Source organism: Flexivirga aerilata (genome assembly GCF_013002715.1).
Lineage (GTDB): Bacteria > Actinomycetota > Actinomycetes > Actinomycetales > Dermatophilaceae > Flexivirga > Flexivirga aerilata.
In genome coordinates this window covers 155,160-170,675 of sequence record NZ_JABENB010000003.1, presented here as the reverse complement: position 1 = coordinate 170,675, position 15,516 = coordinate 155,160, and the positions used below count along the sequence as shown (strand labels likewise).

Sequence of the window (15,516 nt, the reverse complement as noted above, 5' to 3'; positions counted from 1 at the left end):
TGCCCGCCATGAACAGCGCAGACCCCGCCGCTCCGATGTCCCGGCAAGTCGGGACGCTCACCTTGACCGTCTGGCCGGACTCGCCGCTGGGCGAGCACCAGCGATACGCCTACCGCATCGAGGACACCGCGACCGGGCAGACGATCGACGGCCGGGACCTGTTCACCGGCGCCGGCGCCCCGGTCGCCCCGGACCGCGCGATGCGCGACCTCGCCGCCTACCTGACCGCGGCCGGCGACGCCCGCCAGTACGCCATCGACAACCCCGGCAGCAGACCCGAGCACGAGGGCCTGTTTCCCGGATGGGTCGCTGAGGCCGCTCGCCAGAACGCGGACGCGCTGGCCCTGCTCGGCATTGAGGACCCGCCGCAGCCCAAGCCGGACATGCCACGGCAACCTCGCCCGGCGCCGGACTCGTCATGGTTCGACCGTCCCGCCGGCGGTTGTGTCTCCGGGACGCGGGGGCGGTCGTTGTGAGCCGGGGCGAGAAGCTGCATACCGCTGTCCTCGTCGCTCCCGCCTCGGAGCGGCGCCGGCTGCGCAAGCAGCGGCGGCAAGCCGCCGCCCGAGTCGTCGCCGAGCAGCGTCACGTCGAGAAGGAAGCGGCCCAGGCTAAGGCCGCCGCCGAACGGGCCGAACGCCGTGCCACGGTCTACCTGCCCGCCGCCGGCGAGCCCGGTCCAGCGGCGCTGAGGACACCGGGCCGCTTCCGGGTGCCCCGGCATCAGGACACCAGCGCCGTGCTTGCCGGGCAGTACCCGTTCCTGGCCGAAGCCGGGCTCGGAGCCGCGGGAATCTTCATCGGCCAAGACCTCTACAGCGGCTCGTCGTTCGTGTACGACCCGTGGGAGTTGTACCGGCGGGGCATCATCACCGCGCCGAACCTGATCTTGGCCGGGATCGTCGGCTCCGGGAAATCCTCGCTCGCCAAGAGCCTCTACTCCCGCAGTCTGCCCTTCGGGTACCGCGTCTATGTGCCCGGCGACCCCAAAGGCGAGCACTCCGGCGTCGCGGAAGCTGTCGGCGGGAAAGCGATCATCCTCGGGCACGGGATGGGCAACAGGCTCAACCCCTTGGATGAGGGCTACCGGCCCGGTGGCCTGTCCGACCAGGAGTGGGCCACCACCCTCGCCGCGCGGCGCCGCGATCTGCTCGGAGCCTTGACGGAGACGGTGCTGGATCGGCGGTTGGCGCCGTTGGAGCACACCGCGATCGACACCGCCCTGGTCGGCGCGGTCCGGGACGCGGACGTGCCGATCCTGCCGATGGTGGTCGACCGGCTGCTGCGCCCCGACCCTGCCGATGACCCGGACGGCCGGCTCACCGAGGACGGCCGCCAGGTCGGCCACGCGCTGCGCCGCCTGGTGGCCGGGGACCTGGCCGGCCTGTTCGACGGGCCGAGCACCGTCAGGTTCGACCCGTCGCTGCCGATGGTCAGTCTCGACCTCTCGCGCGTCACCGAGAACAGCACGCTGATTTCGGTGCTGATGACCTGCTCGTCGGCGTGGATGGAAGCCACCCTGCTCGACCCCAACGGGGGCCGCAGATGGGTCGTCTACGACGAGGCATGGAGGCTCATGTCCCATCCGGCGCTCCTGCGCAGAATGGACGCGCACTGGCGGCTGGCGAGGCACTACGGGCTGGCAAATCTGCTGGTGTTCCACAAGCTCACCGACTTGGAGAACGTCGGCGATGCAGGGTCGGCGAACCGGGCGCTGGCGAACAGCCTGCTGGCGAACGCGGAGACCCGGATCGTCTACCGGCAGGAGACCGATCAGCTCGGCCCCACCGCCGTCGCGCTCGGGCTGACCGGCACCGAACGCCGCCTGCTGCCAGGACTTGGCACCGGGCAAGGGCTCTGGCGGATCAAGGATCGCGCCTTCGTCGTGCAGCACCAACTCCACCCCGCCGAGCTGGCCGCGTTCGACACCACCGCCCGCATGACCGGCGGAAACCCGCAAGTTCACGAATCCTGACCAGAACCGCACGGCCCATGCGCGTAGTCGGGCTCCGGCTCACCTGGCGGCATGAGGAAACCCGAGCCGCAACCTGAGCCTGTCCCGGTCTCCATTCCGCTCGTCGTGCTCGATGTGCGCGAGGACGGCACCGTGACCGTCACCGTCGACGGGAAACGGTTGGACCCCGACCCTTTCGCGCCGCCGTGGCGGCGTTCCTCGTTCGGGCAGATCATCGTCCGGGCCACGAACGACCGGACGACACCGGCCAGGGTCGAGGTCCGCGAAGCGGACGGCACGACCTTCACCGACATCATCGCCGCCCGCAGCCGGCGTTCCCGCCCCGAGCCCGAACCGGAACCGGAGGCGCCGGCCGGGCCGGTGTTCCACACAGTCGAGGGCGAGGGGTTCGTTCCCGGCGAGGACGTGGCGGTCGCCGTTGTCACCGGGCACACCGACGCCGCCCGCACCGGCACCGCGCGCGCACTCATCGACCCGGCCGGAGTCAGTGTTGACCAGGCCGGCGGGGTCATCGAGGTCATCCTGTTCGGCCGCGTCTCCGGCACCACGATCATCCGACGAGTGCCGTGAACGAGCAGGGCCGGCAGACCGGCTCGTTCGGGGACGAGCTGACCAACGCCGCGATGATCGGGCTGGTCGTCCTGTTCGGCGTCGCGCTGATCCTGCGCGCCGCTGGATCGGTGGCCGCGTTCCTGACCGGCACCTCCCAGCCGGCCGGCGATCCCGCCTCCGGGGTCGGAGTGCTGTTCCGCCCAGGCGACCCTGCCGCGGCGCTCGACGCGGACGGCCTGAACCCGGTCGTCTACTGGATCGTCGCCGGGCTGCTGCTCGCCGGTCTCGTGACCGGCGGGCTATGGGTGTGGCTGCGGCTGCGCCGCCACACCCACTGGATCGAAGCCGACCCGCGCCGCATGGCCGGGATCGCCACCCGCCACGAGGTCGCTGCCGCTGCGTCTGAGAAGGCGCTGCTGCGCCGCGCGGGAAACCTGCGCCCCGGTCTGAGCGACCCACGGCCGCACGACGTGGGCTACCGGCTCGGCACTTCCAAGGGCACCGGCGTGTGGGCCTCGGTCGAGGACTCGATCATGGTCATCGGCCCGCCCCGCTCCGGGAAGGGCCTGCATCTGGTGATCCCGGCGATCCTCGACGCGCCCGGTGCCGTCGTCGTCACGTCGACCAGGCCGGACAACCTCACCGCGACCATGCGCGCCCGTCGCAGGATCGGCCCCGTCGCGATCTTCGACCCGCAACACTTGGCCGAGGGGCTACCCGCCGGTCTGCGCTGGTCACCGATCCGGGGCTGCGAGTCACCGCAGACGGCGATGATCCGCGCCACCGGGCTCGCCGCCGGCACCGGCCTGTCGGCAGGCGGCGTAGACGGCGGAGGCTTCTGGGAGGGCAAGACACGGGCGGCGCTCCAAGCCCTGCTGCACGCGGCAGCGATCGACAACCGGCCGCCCGCCGAGCTGTTCCGATGGACTCTCGACCCAACAGCGGCCGCTGACGCGGTGGCGATCCTGACCGGCTCCACCCAGGCGGCGACCGGGTGGGCCGAGTCCTTGGAAGCGATGATCGACTCCGACCCCCGCACCCGCGACTCCATCTGGCAGGGCGTCTCCCTCGCCCTCGGCTCCCTCGCGGACCCGCGCGTGCTCGACGCCGTATCGCCCGGCCCCGGTGAGGGCTTCGACCCCGAAGCGTTCATCCGCGACCGCGGCACGTTGTTCCTGCTGGCAACCGGGTCCGGTGCGGGAGCCAGCGCCGCGCTGGTCGCCGCGCTCGTAGAAGACCTCATCGAGACCGCCCGCCGCCTGGCCGCACGGTCGGCGGGCGCGCGTCTTGATCCGCCGATGCTGCTGGCGCTGGACGAGATAGCCAACCTCTCGCCGTTGCCCTCCCTGCCGACGCTGATGGCCGAGGGCGGCGGCTCAGGGATCACGACGATGCCGGTGCTCCAATCGCTCGCGCAGGCGCGGGACAAGTGGAACGAGCACCAGGCGAACGCGATCTGGGACGCCTCGATCGTCAAGGTCATCCTCGGCGGGGCTTCCAACAGCCGCGACCTGCAAGACCTGAGCGCCCTGGTCGGCGAACGCGACGAGTACACCGACTCCGTGACGCTGGGTGACCACGGCAGCCGCTCCAACCAGAGGTCCGTGCGGCGGGTGCCGATCTTCCCGCCCGACCGTATCCGCCGGCTCCCGTTCGGGACCGGGATCGTGCTGCTGCGCTCCGCGCCCCCGATCGTCACCGACCTGCACCCCTGGCCCAAGCGTCCCGACGCCGGCCAGCTCGCCGCCGACCGTGCCGAGATCGAAGCCCTGCTGCGCCGCTCCGACACCTGAGCGTCGGTCGCGGCAAGGAGTACCTGCCCGCCACAACGGCCCGGCACGAACCGGCGCCGGAGAGCAGACAGGAGCACAGCATGTCCGACGAATCCCGCGACGACGCCACGACGAACGACGTTCCCGACTCGGATATGGACCAGATGGACGACGACGGCTACGACGAGCCGCTGATCGCCGAGCCGCCGCACCCGATCAACTGGAACCTGCTGAGCGCCGACGACGCCGAAGCCGAGTGGTTGGAGCTCAACCGCTGGGTGGACTGGCTGCGCCACACCTACGGGCTTCCCGCCTCCGTGATCCCGCCGGCCTGGCACATGCACCCCGAGCTGCTGTGGGAACTGAGCGCGCTGCACCTGCACTGGCTCTGCGCCTACGACCCCGACCAGAACGGCAGCGCACCGCTCGGCTGGCACCGCGACTTCGCCGACGCCCGCCAGCGGCTCCGCGAATGGGTCGCCGCCTGCGGCACCCGACTCGACCACGACCGCCCCACCCGGCAGACCATCTGGCCCGGCGAAGAACCCGGCGACCCGATCGAGGACATCCCGATCACCGACCGCGACGCCGAGTTCGTGGAGTTCGTCACGTCCGACGTCCAGGCCCGCCGCGAGGCCGAGGAAGCCTTCTACCGCGACCTCGACCCCGACACCGGAGAAGTCTCGTGAGCGACAAGACCGAGGCACTGGTCGTCTCGCCGTTGCTGGACAGCCGGGAGGTCGCCGCGTACTTGAAGGTCTCGGAGTCCACCCTGTCGCGGTGGCGCTCCGCCGGCACCGGGCCGCCGTTCCTGCGGCTTGGCGGAATCGCCCGGTACCGGCTCGATGCGATGGACCGCTGGCTGGCCGAGCTGGAACACGACCATGCCCAGGAGAGCTGAGCCCCAGCCGACCGCCGTCCCCAAGCCGGTCCCGCCGATCGGGGTGAAGGTCTCCACGGACATGGAGCGGCGCTCCTACGGCATCCGTGCCCGCGCCCGGTGGACCGACCCGACCACCAAGCGGCGTGTCATCCGCTCGGAGATAGTGCGGGACGAAGCAGCCGCACACGCCTTCTTCGACCAGCTCCGCAACTCATCGACCAAGGGCATGGACGTGTCCATGACGTTGCTGGAGTTCGTCACCTCCATCGGGGACAGGTGGGCGCGCGGCCTGGACCCGACCTCCACCGGCGAGACCTACGGCTACGGGTTGAAGCTGCGAGTGCTGCCCGCGCTCGGACACCTGCCCGTCACTCAGATCACCGCCGGGATCATCGACCGCACCATCGACGAATGGGAACAACGCCACGGGGCGTCCACGATCAAGAACACCATCGCCCCGCTCGTGAGAGTGCTCGATGAGGCGGTGCGCGACGGGTTGCTGACGATCAACCCGGCGAAGAATCGCGCCAAGCGGAGCCTGAACCGCAACGCCTTCCGCGGCCAGTCCGCTGAGCAGGCCTCTCCGCGGGCGCACGCGATCCCGGACATGAAGACCCTCAACCGGCTCGCCAGGGCCTGCGGCAAGGTGCACCAGTCCTACAGCGACTTCGTGATGCTCGCCGCGCTGCTCGCCGCACGGTCCTCGGAGGTGTCCGGGCTACAGGTCGGGGACGTCGACTTCGACAAGAACCTCGTCGTGATCCGCCGGCAGGTCTTCCCCGGCAAAGGCGGCCTGGTCACCAAGCCGACCAAGAGCCGCAAAGAACGCCGCGTGCCGATCCTGGAACCGCTGCGGCCCGTGCTGGAACGCCTTACCAACGGCAAGCAGCCCGAGGACTCGTTGCTGGTCGGCCCGAAGGGCGGCTACCTCACCACCGCGACCGTCCGCGACGCCACCAACTGGGACGGCATCGTCGCGAAGCTCGGACTGCCCGACCTCACCCGGCACGGCCTGCGCCACACCGGGGCGACCTGGATGGCCGACGCCGGCATCCCGCTGCACGTTCTGCAAGACATACTCGGGCACGCCTCAATGGAAACCACCCGCGGCTACCTCCACCCCGACGACCGGCATCTCGCCTCCGCCGCCGAGCAGGCCAACGCCTTCCTCTCCGCCGCCGGGCAACGCAAGCACGCCCGGCGCAGCGGACCGGCGACCAGGAGCCTGTGATGCGTTTCGACGCCGCGGGAGTGCTGTCGGAGGCGTTCTGGTCCCCTTTTGGTCCCCTTATCCACAGGAAAGCGGGCCGAGGCGGGCCGCTCGCACACAGGCGGTCATCTCCAACCGTGCCGGGGGGACCAGAGGGGGACCACGGAAAACGACCCCCGGACATGATGAAGCCCAGGCGAGAAACCTACTCTCACCTGGGCTTTTACGTCGGGCTGACAGGATTTGAACCTGCGACCCCCTGACCCCCAGTCAGGTGCGCTACCAAGCTGCGCCACAGCCCGTGGCATGGATTTTCAGTTGTTCGGGCCGACCAGAGCGGGGTAAACCCCTTGACCCCCAGTCAGGTGCGCTACCAAACTGCGCCACAGCCCGATGCCCCGGAGGGCGACGGAAACGATATCGCACGGGCACCCTCCTCACCCAATCGGCCGGCCGGGTGCCCGACGCCCGGCGCGGGCCGGCTACCGGCGGCGCTTCTCGCGCACCCGCACCGACAACTCGATCGGGGTGCCCTCGAAGCCGAACTGTTCGCGCAGCCGGCGCTCCAGGAAGCGCCGGTAACCCGCCTCGATGAAGCCGGAGGCGAAGATCACGAAGCGCGGCGGGCGGGTCGAGACCTGCGTGGCGAAGAGGATGCGTGGCTGCTTGCCGCTGCGGACCGGGTGCGGATGCGCGGCCACCACCTCACCGAGGAAGGAGTTGAGCTTGCCGGTCGGGATGCGCTGGTCCCACGAGTCGAGCGCCACCTCCAGTGCCGGCACCAACCGCTCCAGGTGGCGGCCGGTGCGCGCGGACACGTTGACCCGCGGCGCCCAGCTGACCATCGCGAGGTCACGCTCGATCTCCCGCTCCAGGTAGTGCCGGCGCTCCTCGTCGAGCAGGTCCCACTTGTTGAACGCCAGGACCAGTGCCCGCCCGGCGTCGATCACCTGCTGCACGACACGGATGTCCTGCTCGGCGATGTTGTCCTCGGCATCGATGAGCACGACTGCCACCTCTGCCTTTTCGATCGCCGCCTGAGTGCGCAGCGAGGCGTAGAAGTCCGCTCCTCGCGTCATGTGGACGCGCCGCCGGATGCCTGCGGTGTCGACGAATCGCCACGTCTGGCCACCGAGCTCGATGAGCTCGTCGACCGGGTCACGGGTGGTCCCCGCCACGTTGTCGACGACGACGCGGTCCTCGCCGGCGAGCTTGTTCAGCAGTGACGACTTGCCGACGTTGGGGCGCCCCACCAGGGCGACCCGACGTGGCCCGCCACGCTGGTATGCCGCCACCGCCGACTTCTCGGGCAGCACCTCGAGCAGTGCGTCGAGCGCGTCGCCGGTGCCCCGGCCGTGCAGTGCCGACACCGGCCACGGCTGCCCGAGCCCGAACGACCACAGCGCTGCGGCCTCGGCCTCGATGCGCTGGTCGTCCACCTTGTTGGCGACCAGCACCACCGGCTTCTTCGAACGGCGGAGCAGTTTGACCACGGCCTCGTCGGTGTCGGTGGCACCGACCGTGGCGTCGACCACGAAGAGCACCGCGTCGGCGAGTTCGATTGCCACCTCTGCTTGTTCGGCCACCCGCAGGTGGATGCCGCTGGCGTCCACCTCCCAGCCGCCGGTGTCGACGAGGGTGAAGTCGCGCCCGGACCACTCCGCGTCGTAGGCGACGCGGTCACGGGTCACACCGGGCACGTCCTCGACGACGGCCTCGCGGCGGCCGATCACACGGTTGACCAGGGTCGACTTGCCGACGTTGGGACGGCCGATGATCGCGACGACCGGACGGCCGCCTGCCTCACCTTCCTCGTCGGAGTCGGCGCCGTCGGCGTCGAGCAGCGCGCGGTCCTCGTCGCTGAGCTCGAAGTCGTCGAGTCCGACGCGCAGTGCGCGCTCAACGGTGGCGTCGGATGCGTCCGCATCGGGGTGGGTGGGATCGGTCATTACACCATCATCCCGGACCCACGCCCGGATCGAACAATCGGGCGACTGTGCACCCTCAGCATCCGGGCCCCGCGCGGCCTATGGACCCATCGCGGGGTCACGCGGACGCGTCGTTGAGGCGCAAGATCCGGAGGCGCTCGTTTGTCGTCAAGTCCGACGCTGCGAGGGAACCTTCCGGAGGGGCACAGATTGCTGCGTCAGCTGCGCGGCGACTGATCCGGCAGCAGCAGGCCGGTCTCCTCCTGCGCGGCGGCCACATGCGCGGCGAGGCGCTTCCGCAGCTCCTCGGTCGCCAGCCGCAACCGCTCCCGACCGGGTATGCCGGGGCTTTCGCTCAGTGCGAACGCCTCGCCGATCACCAGTCGCACCTGCGACCGCAGCTTGGGCCAGGAGTCCTTCTCCCCCGTGCCGGCAGTGCCCAGGACCGCGACCGGCACGAGCAGCGCGCCGGTCTGCTGCGCCAGCCACGCCGCACCCTGCTGCGCGGTCTCGACCGCACCGGCGCCACGCGTGCCCTCGGGGAAGATGCCGACCCCGCCACCGCCCGCGAGCACCTCGCGGGCGGTGGCGAGGGCGGCCCGGTCGGCACTGTTCTGGTGGATCGGGATCTGCCCGGTGGCGCGCAGCAAAAGGCCCCAGGCCGAGGAGAAGTAGGAGCGCTTCACCAGGAAGCGCAGCGGACGAGGCGCGAAGATGAAAACCAGTGGGCCGTCGACAAATCCGACGTGATTGGACACCGCGACCACGGCACCCGACCGCGGCATCCGGTCGGCATGCAGCACCCGCACGCGGTAGAGCCCGTGGGCGAGCAACCAACCGAACCGGCGGGCCGCGTCAACCAGCCGGGGTCGATAGGTCGACGTCGCCACCGACTGCCTCCTTGACCACGTGGAGCACGGCGGCGACCGACTGCCGGAAGTCGATGTGGGAGGTGTCGACCGTCACCACCCCGTCGGCCGCGGTGGTGAACTGCGAGACGGTCGAGTCGGTGCGGTCGCGGTCGATGATCTGGGAGCGGGTGGACTCCGCCGACACCCGCAGCTGCCGCGACCGGCGCGCCATACGGGCTTCTTCGCTGGCGGTCATCAGGATGCGCACGTCGGCGTCGGGCGCGACGACCGTGGTGATGTCACGACCCTCGGCGACGACTCCCCCGCTGTGCTGCACGCCCTCGGCGATGAGCGCGCGCTGCCGGGTGAGCATGTCGGCGCGCACGTCGAGGTTGGTCGCAACACGCGAAACCACTGACGTGACAGCGTCTTCGCGGATCTCCCGGTCGATGCGCCGGGTGCCGACCGCGACCGTCGGAGCCGCCGGGTCCATGCCCATCCGCAGGTCGAAGGTCCGGCTGTGCTCGGCGACCGCGGAGCCGTCGTCGAAGTCGATGGCGACGTCGAGGCAGGACCACGCCAGCGCGCGGTACATCGCACCCGTGTCGAGGTAGGCCAGTCCCAGTTGCTTGGCGACCGCCTTGGACACGCTCGACTTCCCGGTGCCGGACGGCCCGTCGATCGCAACGACGAGGGGCTTACTCATGAACGCTCCATCCCTTGTGCTCCAACACATCTCGCAACCGGTCCACCACACCGGGCAGCACCGACAGCTCAACCAGGCCGACCGGTGCGCCGACGCCGTGCTCCATGCGCAGGTCCTCGAGGTTGATCCCCGCATCCCCGACGTCGTTGAACAGTCTGGCGAATGCACCCGGCTCGTCCGGGATCGGCACGATCACTGTGGCGTAGGTCGCAGGCGCCGCACCGTGTTTGCCGGGGATGCGCGCGTGTCCGAGCTGTCCGTCGGCGATGAGGTGCGCCACCGCTCCGCGGCTGCCGCCCGCGGGCGGGTCCGCGACGGCCAGCGCGTCGATCGACTCCACGACCGCCACGAGCTGGTCGGCGACCCGGCGCAGCACCGGAGCGACCGCCGCGGCATTGCCGGCGAGGATCTGGGTCCACAGCATCGGGTCACTGGCGGCGATGCGAGTCACGTCCCGAATCCCCGGTCCTGCCAATGCGATTGCGTCGTCCGGCACCTCTCGCAGCTGCGCTGCCACGAGCGACGCGGCCACCTGCGGCAGATGCGACACGACCGCCACCGCGGCGTCGTGCTCGTCGGCCGGCATCGTCACCACCGCGGCGCCGGTGCGCGCGGCGAGATCCTGTATGACGGCCACCGCCCCGGCCTCGCTCTCCGGTTGCGGGCAGACCACCCAGGTGCGGCCCTCGAAGAGGTCGACCTGCGCGGCGACCGCGCCGGATCGTTCGCGGCCGGCCATGGGGTGGCTGCCGACATAACGGCGCAGGTGCTCGGACCCGACGAGCTCGCGCACGTCGTCGGCGATCCGCTGTTTGACCGAGGCGACGTCGGCGACGACCGCGCGCGGCCAGCGCCCGAGTTCATCGGCGACCACCGGGGCGGCGACGTCCGGCGGCGCGGCGACGAAGACGACATCGGGCTCCTCACCGTCGTCGATCGCACCCGCACCGAGGTCACGTGCCAGCGCCTGCGCGGTGGGCGACGGGTCACTGAGCAGCACCCGAATCCCCTTACCGGACAAGGCAAGGCCGATCGACGAACCGATCAACCCCGTGCCGACGACCCGAACGGTCGTGACGCCCTTTGACGCGCCTCGTTCCTCGCTCGTGTCCTCGCCTCGGTCGGCGCTCACAGCCCGGCCGCCTTGTAGAGTCCGGCGACCTCCTGCTTGGTGAGCGGCCGCATCTTGCCCGGCCGCAGGTCACCGAGCCGCACCGGCCCGACGTCGGTGCGGGTGAGCGACTCCACCGGGTGACCGACCGCCTCGAGCATGCGCCGGACGATGTGCTTGCGCCCCTCGTGCAGCACGACCTCGACCAGTGCCCAGCCCGGCGTGGAGTCGACGACCTTGAACGAGTCGACGGCGGCCTTGCCGTCCTCCAGCTCGACGCCGTCGCGCAGCTGCTTGCCGAGCGCCCGCGGCACCGGGCCGGGGATCATCGCGACATACGTCTTAGGCACCCCGTATGACGGGTGCTGCAACCGGTTGGCGAGCTCTCCGTCGTTGGTGAGCAGCAGCAAGCCCTCGGTGTCCTGGTCGAGCCGGCCGACATGGAACAGCCGGTCCTTGCGCTGCTCGAGGTAGTCGCCGACCGACGGACGCCCGAGCTCGTCGTGCATCGTCGAGACGATGCCGAGCGGCTTGTTGAAGGCCAGGTAGACACGCGACTCGTCCAGCTGCACCCGTTCGCCGTCGACGTGCACGCTCTGCCGGAGCGGGTCGATGCGCACGCCGAGCTCACGCACCACCTGACCGTCGACCTCGACCCGGCCCTGGGAGATCAGGTCCTCGCAGACCCGCCGGCTGCCTACACCCGCCGCCGCGAGCAGCTTCTGCAACCGGACGCCGTCGGGGTCGTGCACATCGATGTCGGGTTTGGCCGAACTCGCCTGCGGCGCAACGCGGTTCGGGCGCTGCGCCCGGGTCCCCGATCCACGGCGTGCGCCGCCGGGTCGTCCGCGACCACCGCCGCGCGGACCGCCGTTGCTCTTGCCTCGATTGCTGCCGCTCATCCGTGCCCCTGCTCGATCAGTTCGTCCACCACATCCGCATCAGGCAGGTATGGCGCCAGCGGCGGCAGCTCGTCCAGCGAGCTGAGGCCGAGCCGCTGCAGGAAATAGGGCGTGGTGCCGTAGAGCATCGCCCCTTGTTCGCCCTCGGCGCCGATCTCGGCGATCAGGCCGCGGGTCACCAGCGTGCGGATCACGCCGTCGACGTTGACGCCGCGGACCGCGCTCACCCGGGCCCGCGAGATCGGCTGCCGGTAGGCGATCACGGCGAGCGTCTCCAGGGATGCCTGGGTGAGCTTGGCCTGGCGGCCGTCGAGCAGGAACTTCTCCACCGCCGGCGCATAGGCCGGGCGGCTGTAGACCCGCCACGCCTCGTTGATGCAGCGCAGCGTGAATCCGCGCTCCTGCTGGGCGTATTCGTCTTCCAGCCCCTCGATGATCGCGGTGACCTCGTCCACCGGCAGCTCCAGCGCGGTGGCGAGCTCGTCGGCGGTCACCGGCTGATCGACGACCATCAGCACCGCCTCGATCGCGCTGCGCGCGCCGCCGGGCAGCTCGTGGATGTCGAAGACCGGCTCCTCGGCCGCCTCGGGTGAGTCGGGTGCGTCGGGAGCGTCCGGCTCGAGGTCGTCCGGCGCTTCGGGCCCGGGCGCGTCCGGCTGCGCACTGTCGTCCTGCCGGACACCGTCTTCGGGTGTGTCGTCAGTCATCGTCCTCATCTCCCGTCGCGGCGGAGGCGGCATCGTTGCGCTCGGCCTCCGGCCGGTCCTGCTCGTCGAACTCGTCGCTCACCTGCACGTCCTGCGCGTCGTCGCCCGTCCAGCGAACGGTCAACTCCCCCAGCGCTTCTTCCTGCTCCATGCTGACCGCCGCTTCCTTGTAGAGCTCGAGCAGCGCCAGGAAGCGCGCGACGATCACCAGCGTCGACTCGGCATCGGCGACCAGCGACCGGAAGCTGGCCTGCCCGCGGTCACGCAGCTCGGCGATGACAATCGCGGCCTGCTCGCGCACACTCACCGCCGGGGCGTGCAGGTGGGTGAGCCCGACCGACGGCTCGGGTCGCGGTGTCATCGCCTGCGCGGCGATGCGTGCGAGCTGTTCGGGCGTCACGTTGATGATCAGCTCCGGCAGCAGCTTGGCGAAGCGTTCCTCCAGCCCGGCCTGCCGCGCCGTCATGCGCCCGGCGGTCTCCATCTGCTGGGCGAGCGACGCCGACACCTCCTTGAAGGCGCGGTATTGCAGCAGCCGCGCGAAGAGCAGGTCGCGGGCCTCGATCAGCGCCAGGTCGTCCTCGTCGTCGGCCCGCATGTCGGGCAGCAGGCGGGCCGCCTTGATGTCCAGCAGGGTGGCCGCGATCAGCACGAACTCCGAGGCCTGGCCCAGGTCCCAGTCGGTGGAGGTCTCCTGCGCCTTGCGGATGTGGGCGATGAACTCGTCGGTCACCTTGGCGAGGGCGATCTCGGTGACGTCGAGCTTGTGCTTGGAGATCAGCCCCAGCAGCAGCTCGAACGGCCCGGAGAAGATGTCCAGGTGCACCTCGAAGGGGGCGGATGCGGCACGCCGGGTGAGGACGCCGCCGGGGACGACCGGCTCGGACCCGGACGAGTCCGGGGCGTCCGCCTCCGCCGGCACCACCTCGGGCTCGGCCCGCTCGGTGGTGTCCATCTCAGGCCGCGTCGCCGCGCGCGATCAGCTCTCGCGCGAGCTGTCGGTAGGCCTCGGCCGCGCCGTGGTGGGAGGCGTAGGTGGTGATCGGCTCCGCGGCGAGCGTGGCGTCGGGGAACTTCACCGTGCGGCTGATCGTGGTGTGGAAGACCTTGTCGCCGAAGTGGTCGACGACCGACCGCACCACGTCCCGGCTGTGCAGGGTGCGGCCGTCATACATGGTGGCGAGGATGCCGTCGATCTCCAGGCGCGGGTTGAGCCGGTCGGTCACCTTGTCGATCGTCTCGACGAGCAGCGCGACGCCGCGCATGGCGAAGAACTCGCACTCCAGCGGGATGATCACGCCGTGCGACGCGGTCAGCGCGTTGACCGTGAGCAGGCCGAGCGAGGGCTGGCAGTCGATGAGGATGACGTCGTACTCGTCGGCGACCGGGCGCAGCACGCGCGCGAGCACCATCTCGCGCGCGACCTCGCCGACGAGTTGCACCTCGGCCGCGGACAGGTCGATGTTGGCCGGCAGCACGTCGAGGTCGGGGGTCGCGGTGTGCTGGATGACGTCGTGGATGTCGGTGCCGCGCGAGACGAGCAGGTTGTAGATCGTGGTGTCGAGCTCGTGGGCGCGGATGCCGAGACCGACCGACAGGGCGCCCTGCGGGTCGAAGTCGACCAGCAGCACCTTGCGGCCGTACTCGGCGAGCGCGGCGCCCAGGTTGATGGTGCTGGTGGTCTTGCCGACGCCGCCCTTCTGGTTGCACATCGCGATGATGCGCGCAGGCCCGTGGCTGCGGAGCTCCTTGGGTGCGGGAAAGGTCGGCAGCGGACGGCCGGTGGGGCCGATCTGCTCCTTCGGACTCAAAGTTGCACTCCCGGTATGACGTCGTTCGGCCTCTCGGCGATCGCGGCCCAACTTATTACATCGAGCCCGGGCTTGGGCGGCGAGGCGCAGTCGAGGGCCGACGGCAGGCCGGTGCGACGTCCGGTGCACGGTCCGGTGGCAGGTGCCGGTGGAGCTTTCAGTGTGCTCGCGGGTGTGAGCTGGCGAACACCTCACGCAGCTGCTGCACCGAGACCATCGTGTAGATCTGGGTGGTCGTGACCGACGCGTGCCCGAGCAGCTCCTGCACCACGCGCACGTCGGCGCCACGGTCGAGCAGGTGGGTGGCGAAGGAGTGCCGCAGGGTGTGGGGGCTGAGGTGCCCGCTGAGGTCGGCCCGCTTGGCCGCCGCCTGGATGATGCTCCACGCCGACTGCCGGGAGAGCCGGCCGCCCCGCAGATTGAGGAAGAGCGCCGGGGTGCCGGTGCCGCGGACGGCGAGCGCCGGCCGCGCCCTGGTCAGGTATGACGAGAGCGACTCCTCCGCATAGCGCCCGAGCGGCAGCACCCGCTCCTTGTTGCCCTTGCCGAGCACTCGCACGCTGTGGTGGTCGAAGTCGAGGTCGTCGACGTCGAGGCCGACGGCCTCGCTGACCCGGGCGCCGATGCCGTAGAGGAGTTCGAGCAGCGCGCGGTCGCGCAACGACGCCGGGGTGTCGCCGACGCTTGCCGCCTCGAGCAGTCGTTCCACCTGGTCGAGCGGGATCGCCTTCGGCAGCCGGCGGGGTGGCTTCGGGGGCGCGACCGCCGACGCCACGTCCTGCGGGGTGTCGCCCTCCATCGTGAGGAACTTGTGAAACCCGCGCACTGCCACCAGGGTTCGGGCGGCGGACGACGCGGCGAGCGGCGGGTGATCGGCGTCGCCCTCGCGCAGCGTCGCCAGGAAGTCGCTGACCTGTGACTCGCGCACCTGCTCCGGCGACGTGACGCCCTGGGCGACGAGGTGCTCGGCATACCGCCGCAGGTCGCGCTCGTAGGCCCGCAGCGTGTGCTGCGACGCGCCGCGCTCGACCCGCAGGTGGTCGAGCCAGCCACGCATCGCACGGTGCAGCGGAGTGGTGCTCACGGAACGCCATTCTCGCCGGTCGCG

The 15,516-nt window shown here is 70.7% G+C and carries 16 protein-coding genes and 2 tRNA genes; 7 read left to right on the top strand and 11 right to left on the bottom strand.

What is annotated here, in order from left to right; translation table 11 throughout:
- Positions 1–8: 8 nt before the first annotated feature.
- From HJ588_RS16390 to HJ588_RS16360, 7 genes are all read left to right on the top strand, one after another.
- Positions 9–476 carry a hypothetical protein gene (locus tag HJ588_RS16390; RefSeq protein WP_034718277.1) on the top strand — a complete coding sequence of 156 codons (468 nt, stop codon included), beginning with the start codon at positions 9–11 and terminating at the stop codon, positions 474–476.
- The gene (locus HJ588_RS16385) at positions 473–1,975 is read left to right on the top strand and encodes an ATP-binding protein (RefSeq protein ID WP_034718280.1); all 1,503 of its coding nucleotides are present in this window, start codon (positions 473–475) and stop codon (positions 1,973–1,975) included. Before HJ588_RS16390 ends, HJ588_RS16385 begins: the two co-directional genes overlap by 4 nt.
- A 51-nt stretch (positions 1,976–2,026) precedes the next feature.
- The gene (locus HJ588_RS16380) at positions 2,027–2,545 is read left to right on the top strand and encodes a hypothetical protein (RefSeq protein WP_051518613.1); all 519 of its coding nucleotides are present in this window, start codon (positions 2,027–2,029) and stop codon (positions 2,543–2,545) included.
- 53 nt (positions 2,546–2,598) lie between these two features.
- Positions 2,599–4,320, top strand: coding sequence for a type IV secretory system conjugative DNA transfer family protein (locus tag HJ588_RS16375; protein ID WP_051518615.1), 1,722 nt, complete (start codon positions 2,599–2,601; stop codon positions 4,318–4,320).
- An 80-nt stretch (positions 4,321–4,400) separates the two neighbouring features.
- Entirely contained in the window at positions 4,401–4,988 is a 588-nt protein-coding gene (locus HJ588_RS16370; protein ID WP_034718286.1) for a hypothetical protein, read from the top strand.
- The gene (locus HJ588_RS16365; RefSeq protein WP_034718289.1) at positions 4,985–5,200 is read left to right on the top strand and encodes a helix-turn-helix transcriptional regulator; all 216 of its coding nucleotides are present in this window, start codon (positions 4,985–4,987) and stop codon (positions 5,198–5,200) included. Before HJ588_RS16370 ends, HJ588_RS16365 begins: the two co-directional genes overlap by 4 nt.
- Positions 5,184–6,413 carry a tyrosine-type recombinase/integrase gene (locus HJ588_RS16360; protein ID WP_051518614.1) on the top strand — a complete coding sequence of 410 codons (1,230 nt, stop codon included), beginning with the start codon at positions 5,184–5,186 and terminating at the stop codon, positions 6,411–6,413. The genes HJ588_RS16365 and HJ588_RS16360 overlap by 17 nt, the downstream gene beginning before the upstream one ends.
- 207 nt (positions 6,414–6,620) lie before the next feature.
- Here HJ588_RS16360 and HJ588_RS16355 read toward each other — a convergent pair.
- From HJ588_RS16355 to xerD, 11 genes are all read right to left on the bottom strand, one after another.
- Positions 6,621–6,694: transfer RNA gene (locus HJ588_RS16355), tRNA-Pro, on the bottom strand.
- Between the two features lie 20 nt (positions 6,695–6,714).
- Positions 6,715–6,785, bottom strand: a tRNA-Pro gene (locus tag HJ588_RS16350).
- Between the two features lie 89 nt (positions 6,786–6,874).
- On the bottom strand, positions 6,875–8,341 hold the full coding sequence (gene der, locus HJ588_RS16345; protein ID WP_171157639.1) for a ribosome biogenesis GTPase Der: 1,467 nt from the start codon (positions 8,339–8,341) through the stop codon (positions 6,875–6,877).
- A gap of 197 nt (positions 8,342–8,538) precedes the next feature.
- Positions 8,539–9,210: a 1-acyl-sn-glycerol-3-phosphate acyltransferase gene (locus tag HJ588_RS16340; protein ID WP_171157637.1), complete on the bottom strand. Its 672-nt coding sequence runs from the start codon at positions 9,208–9,210 to the stop codon at positions 8,539–8,541.
- On the bottom strand, positions 9,176–9,877 hold the full coding sequence (gene cmk, locus HJ588_RS16335) for a (d)CMP kinase (protein ID WP_171157635.1): 702 nt from the start codon (positions 9,875–9,877) through the stop codon (positions 9,176–9,178). The genes HJ588_RS16340 and cmk overlap by 35 nt, the downstream gene beginning before the upstream one ends.
- Positions 9,870–11,009, bottom strand: coding sequence for a prephenate dehydrogenase (locus tag HJ588_RS16330; RefSeq protein WP_171157633.1), 1,140 nt, complete (start codon positions 11,007–11,009; stop codon positions 9,870–9,872). Before HJ588_RS16330 ends, cmk begins: the two co-directional genes overlap by 8 nt.
- Complete coding sequence (locus HJ588_RS16325; RefSeq protein ID WP_171157631.1) at positions 11,006–11,890, bottom strand: pseudouridine synthase; 885 nt, start codon at positions 11,888–11,890, stop codon at positions 11,006–11,008. Before HJ588_RS16325 ends, HJ588_RS16330 begins: the two co-directional genes overlap by 4 nt.
- On the bottom strand, positions 11,887–12,597 hold the full coding sequence (scpB, locus tag HJ588_RS16320) for an SMC-Scp complex subunit ScpB (protein WP_171157629.1): 711 nt from the start codon (positions 12,595–12,597) through the stop codon (positions 11,887–11,889). The genes HJ588_RS16325 and scpB overlap by 4 nt, the downstream gene beginning before the upstream one ends.
- On the bottom strand, positions 12,590–13,552 hold the full coding sequence (locus tag HJ588_RS16315; RefSeq protein ID WP_171157626.1) for a segregation and condensation protein A: 963 nt from the start codon (positions 13,550–13,552) through the stop codon (positions 12,590–12,592). Before HJ588_RS16315 ends, scpB begins: the two co-directional genes overlap by 8 nt.
- Position 13,553: 1 nt before the next feature.
- Positions 13,554–14,408, bottom strand: coding sequence for a ParA family protein (locus tag HJ588_RS16310; RefSeq protein ID WP_281358928.1), 855 nt, complete (start codon positions 14,406–14,408; stop codon positions 13,554–13,556).
- A 157-nt stretch (positions 14,409–14,565) separates the two neighbouring features.
- The gene (gene xerD / locus HJ588_RS16305; RefSeq protein WP_171158525.1) at positions 14,566–15,465 is read right to left on the bottom strand and encodes a site-specific tyrosine recombinase XerD; all 900 of its coding nucleotides are present in this window, start codon (positions 15,463–15,465) and stop codon (positions 14,566–14,568) included.
- Between the last annotated feature and the right edge of the window lie 51 nt (positions 15,466–15,516).

What these genes read in the sequence shown, in the direction of transcription:
- HJ588_RS16375 (WP_051518615.1), top strand. Translation starts at nt 2,599, where the DNA reads ATGATCGGGCTGGTCGTCCTGTTCGGCGTCGCGCTGATCCTGCGCGCC.
- HJ588_RS16390 (WP_034718277.1), top strand. Translation starts at nt 9, where the DNA reads ATGAACAGCGCAGACCCCGCCGCTCCGATGTCCCGGCAAGTCGGGACG.
- HJ588_RS16360 (WP_051518614.1), top strand. Translation starts at nt 5,184, where the DNA reads ATGCCCAGGAGAGCTGAGCCCCAGCCGACCGCCGTCCCCAAGCCGGTC.
- xerD (WP_171158525.1), bottom strand. Translation starts at nt 15,465, where the DNA reads ATGCGTGGCTGGCTCGACCACCTGCGGGTCGAGCGCGGCGCGTCGCAG.
- HJ588_RS16370 (WP_034718286.1), top strand. Translation starts at nt 4,401, where the DNA reads ATGTCCGACGAATCCCGCGACGACGCCACGACGAACGACGTTCCCGAC.
- der (WP_171157639.1), bottom strand. Translation starts at nt 8,341, where the DNA reads ATGACCGATCCCACCCACCCCGATGCGGACGCATCCGACGCCACCGTT.
- HJ588_RS16315 (WP_171157626.1), bottom strand. Translation starts at nt 13,552, where the DNA reads ATGGACACCACCGAGCGGGCCGAGCCCGAGGTGGTGCCGGCGGAGGCG.
- cmk (WP_171157635.1), bottom strand. Translation starts at nt 9,877, where the DNA reads ATGAGTAAGCCCCTCGTCGTTGCGATCGACGGGCCGTCCGGCACCGGG.
- HJ588_RS16325 (WP_171157631.1), bottom strand. Translation starts at nt 11,890, where the DNA reads ATGAGCGGCAGCAATCGAGGCAAGAGCAACGGCGGTCCGCGCGGCGGT.
- HJ588_RS16380 (WP_051518613.1), top strand. Translation starts at nt 2,027, where the DNA reads ATGAGGAAACCCGAGCCGCAACCTGAGCCTGTCCCGGTCTCCATTCCG.
- scpB (WP_171157629.1), bottom strand. Translation starts at nt 12,597, where the DNA reads ATGACTGACGACACACCCGAAGACGGTGTCCGGCAGGACGACAGTGCG.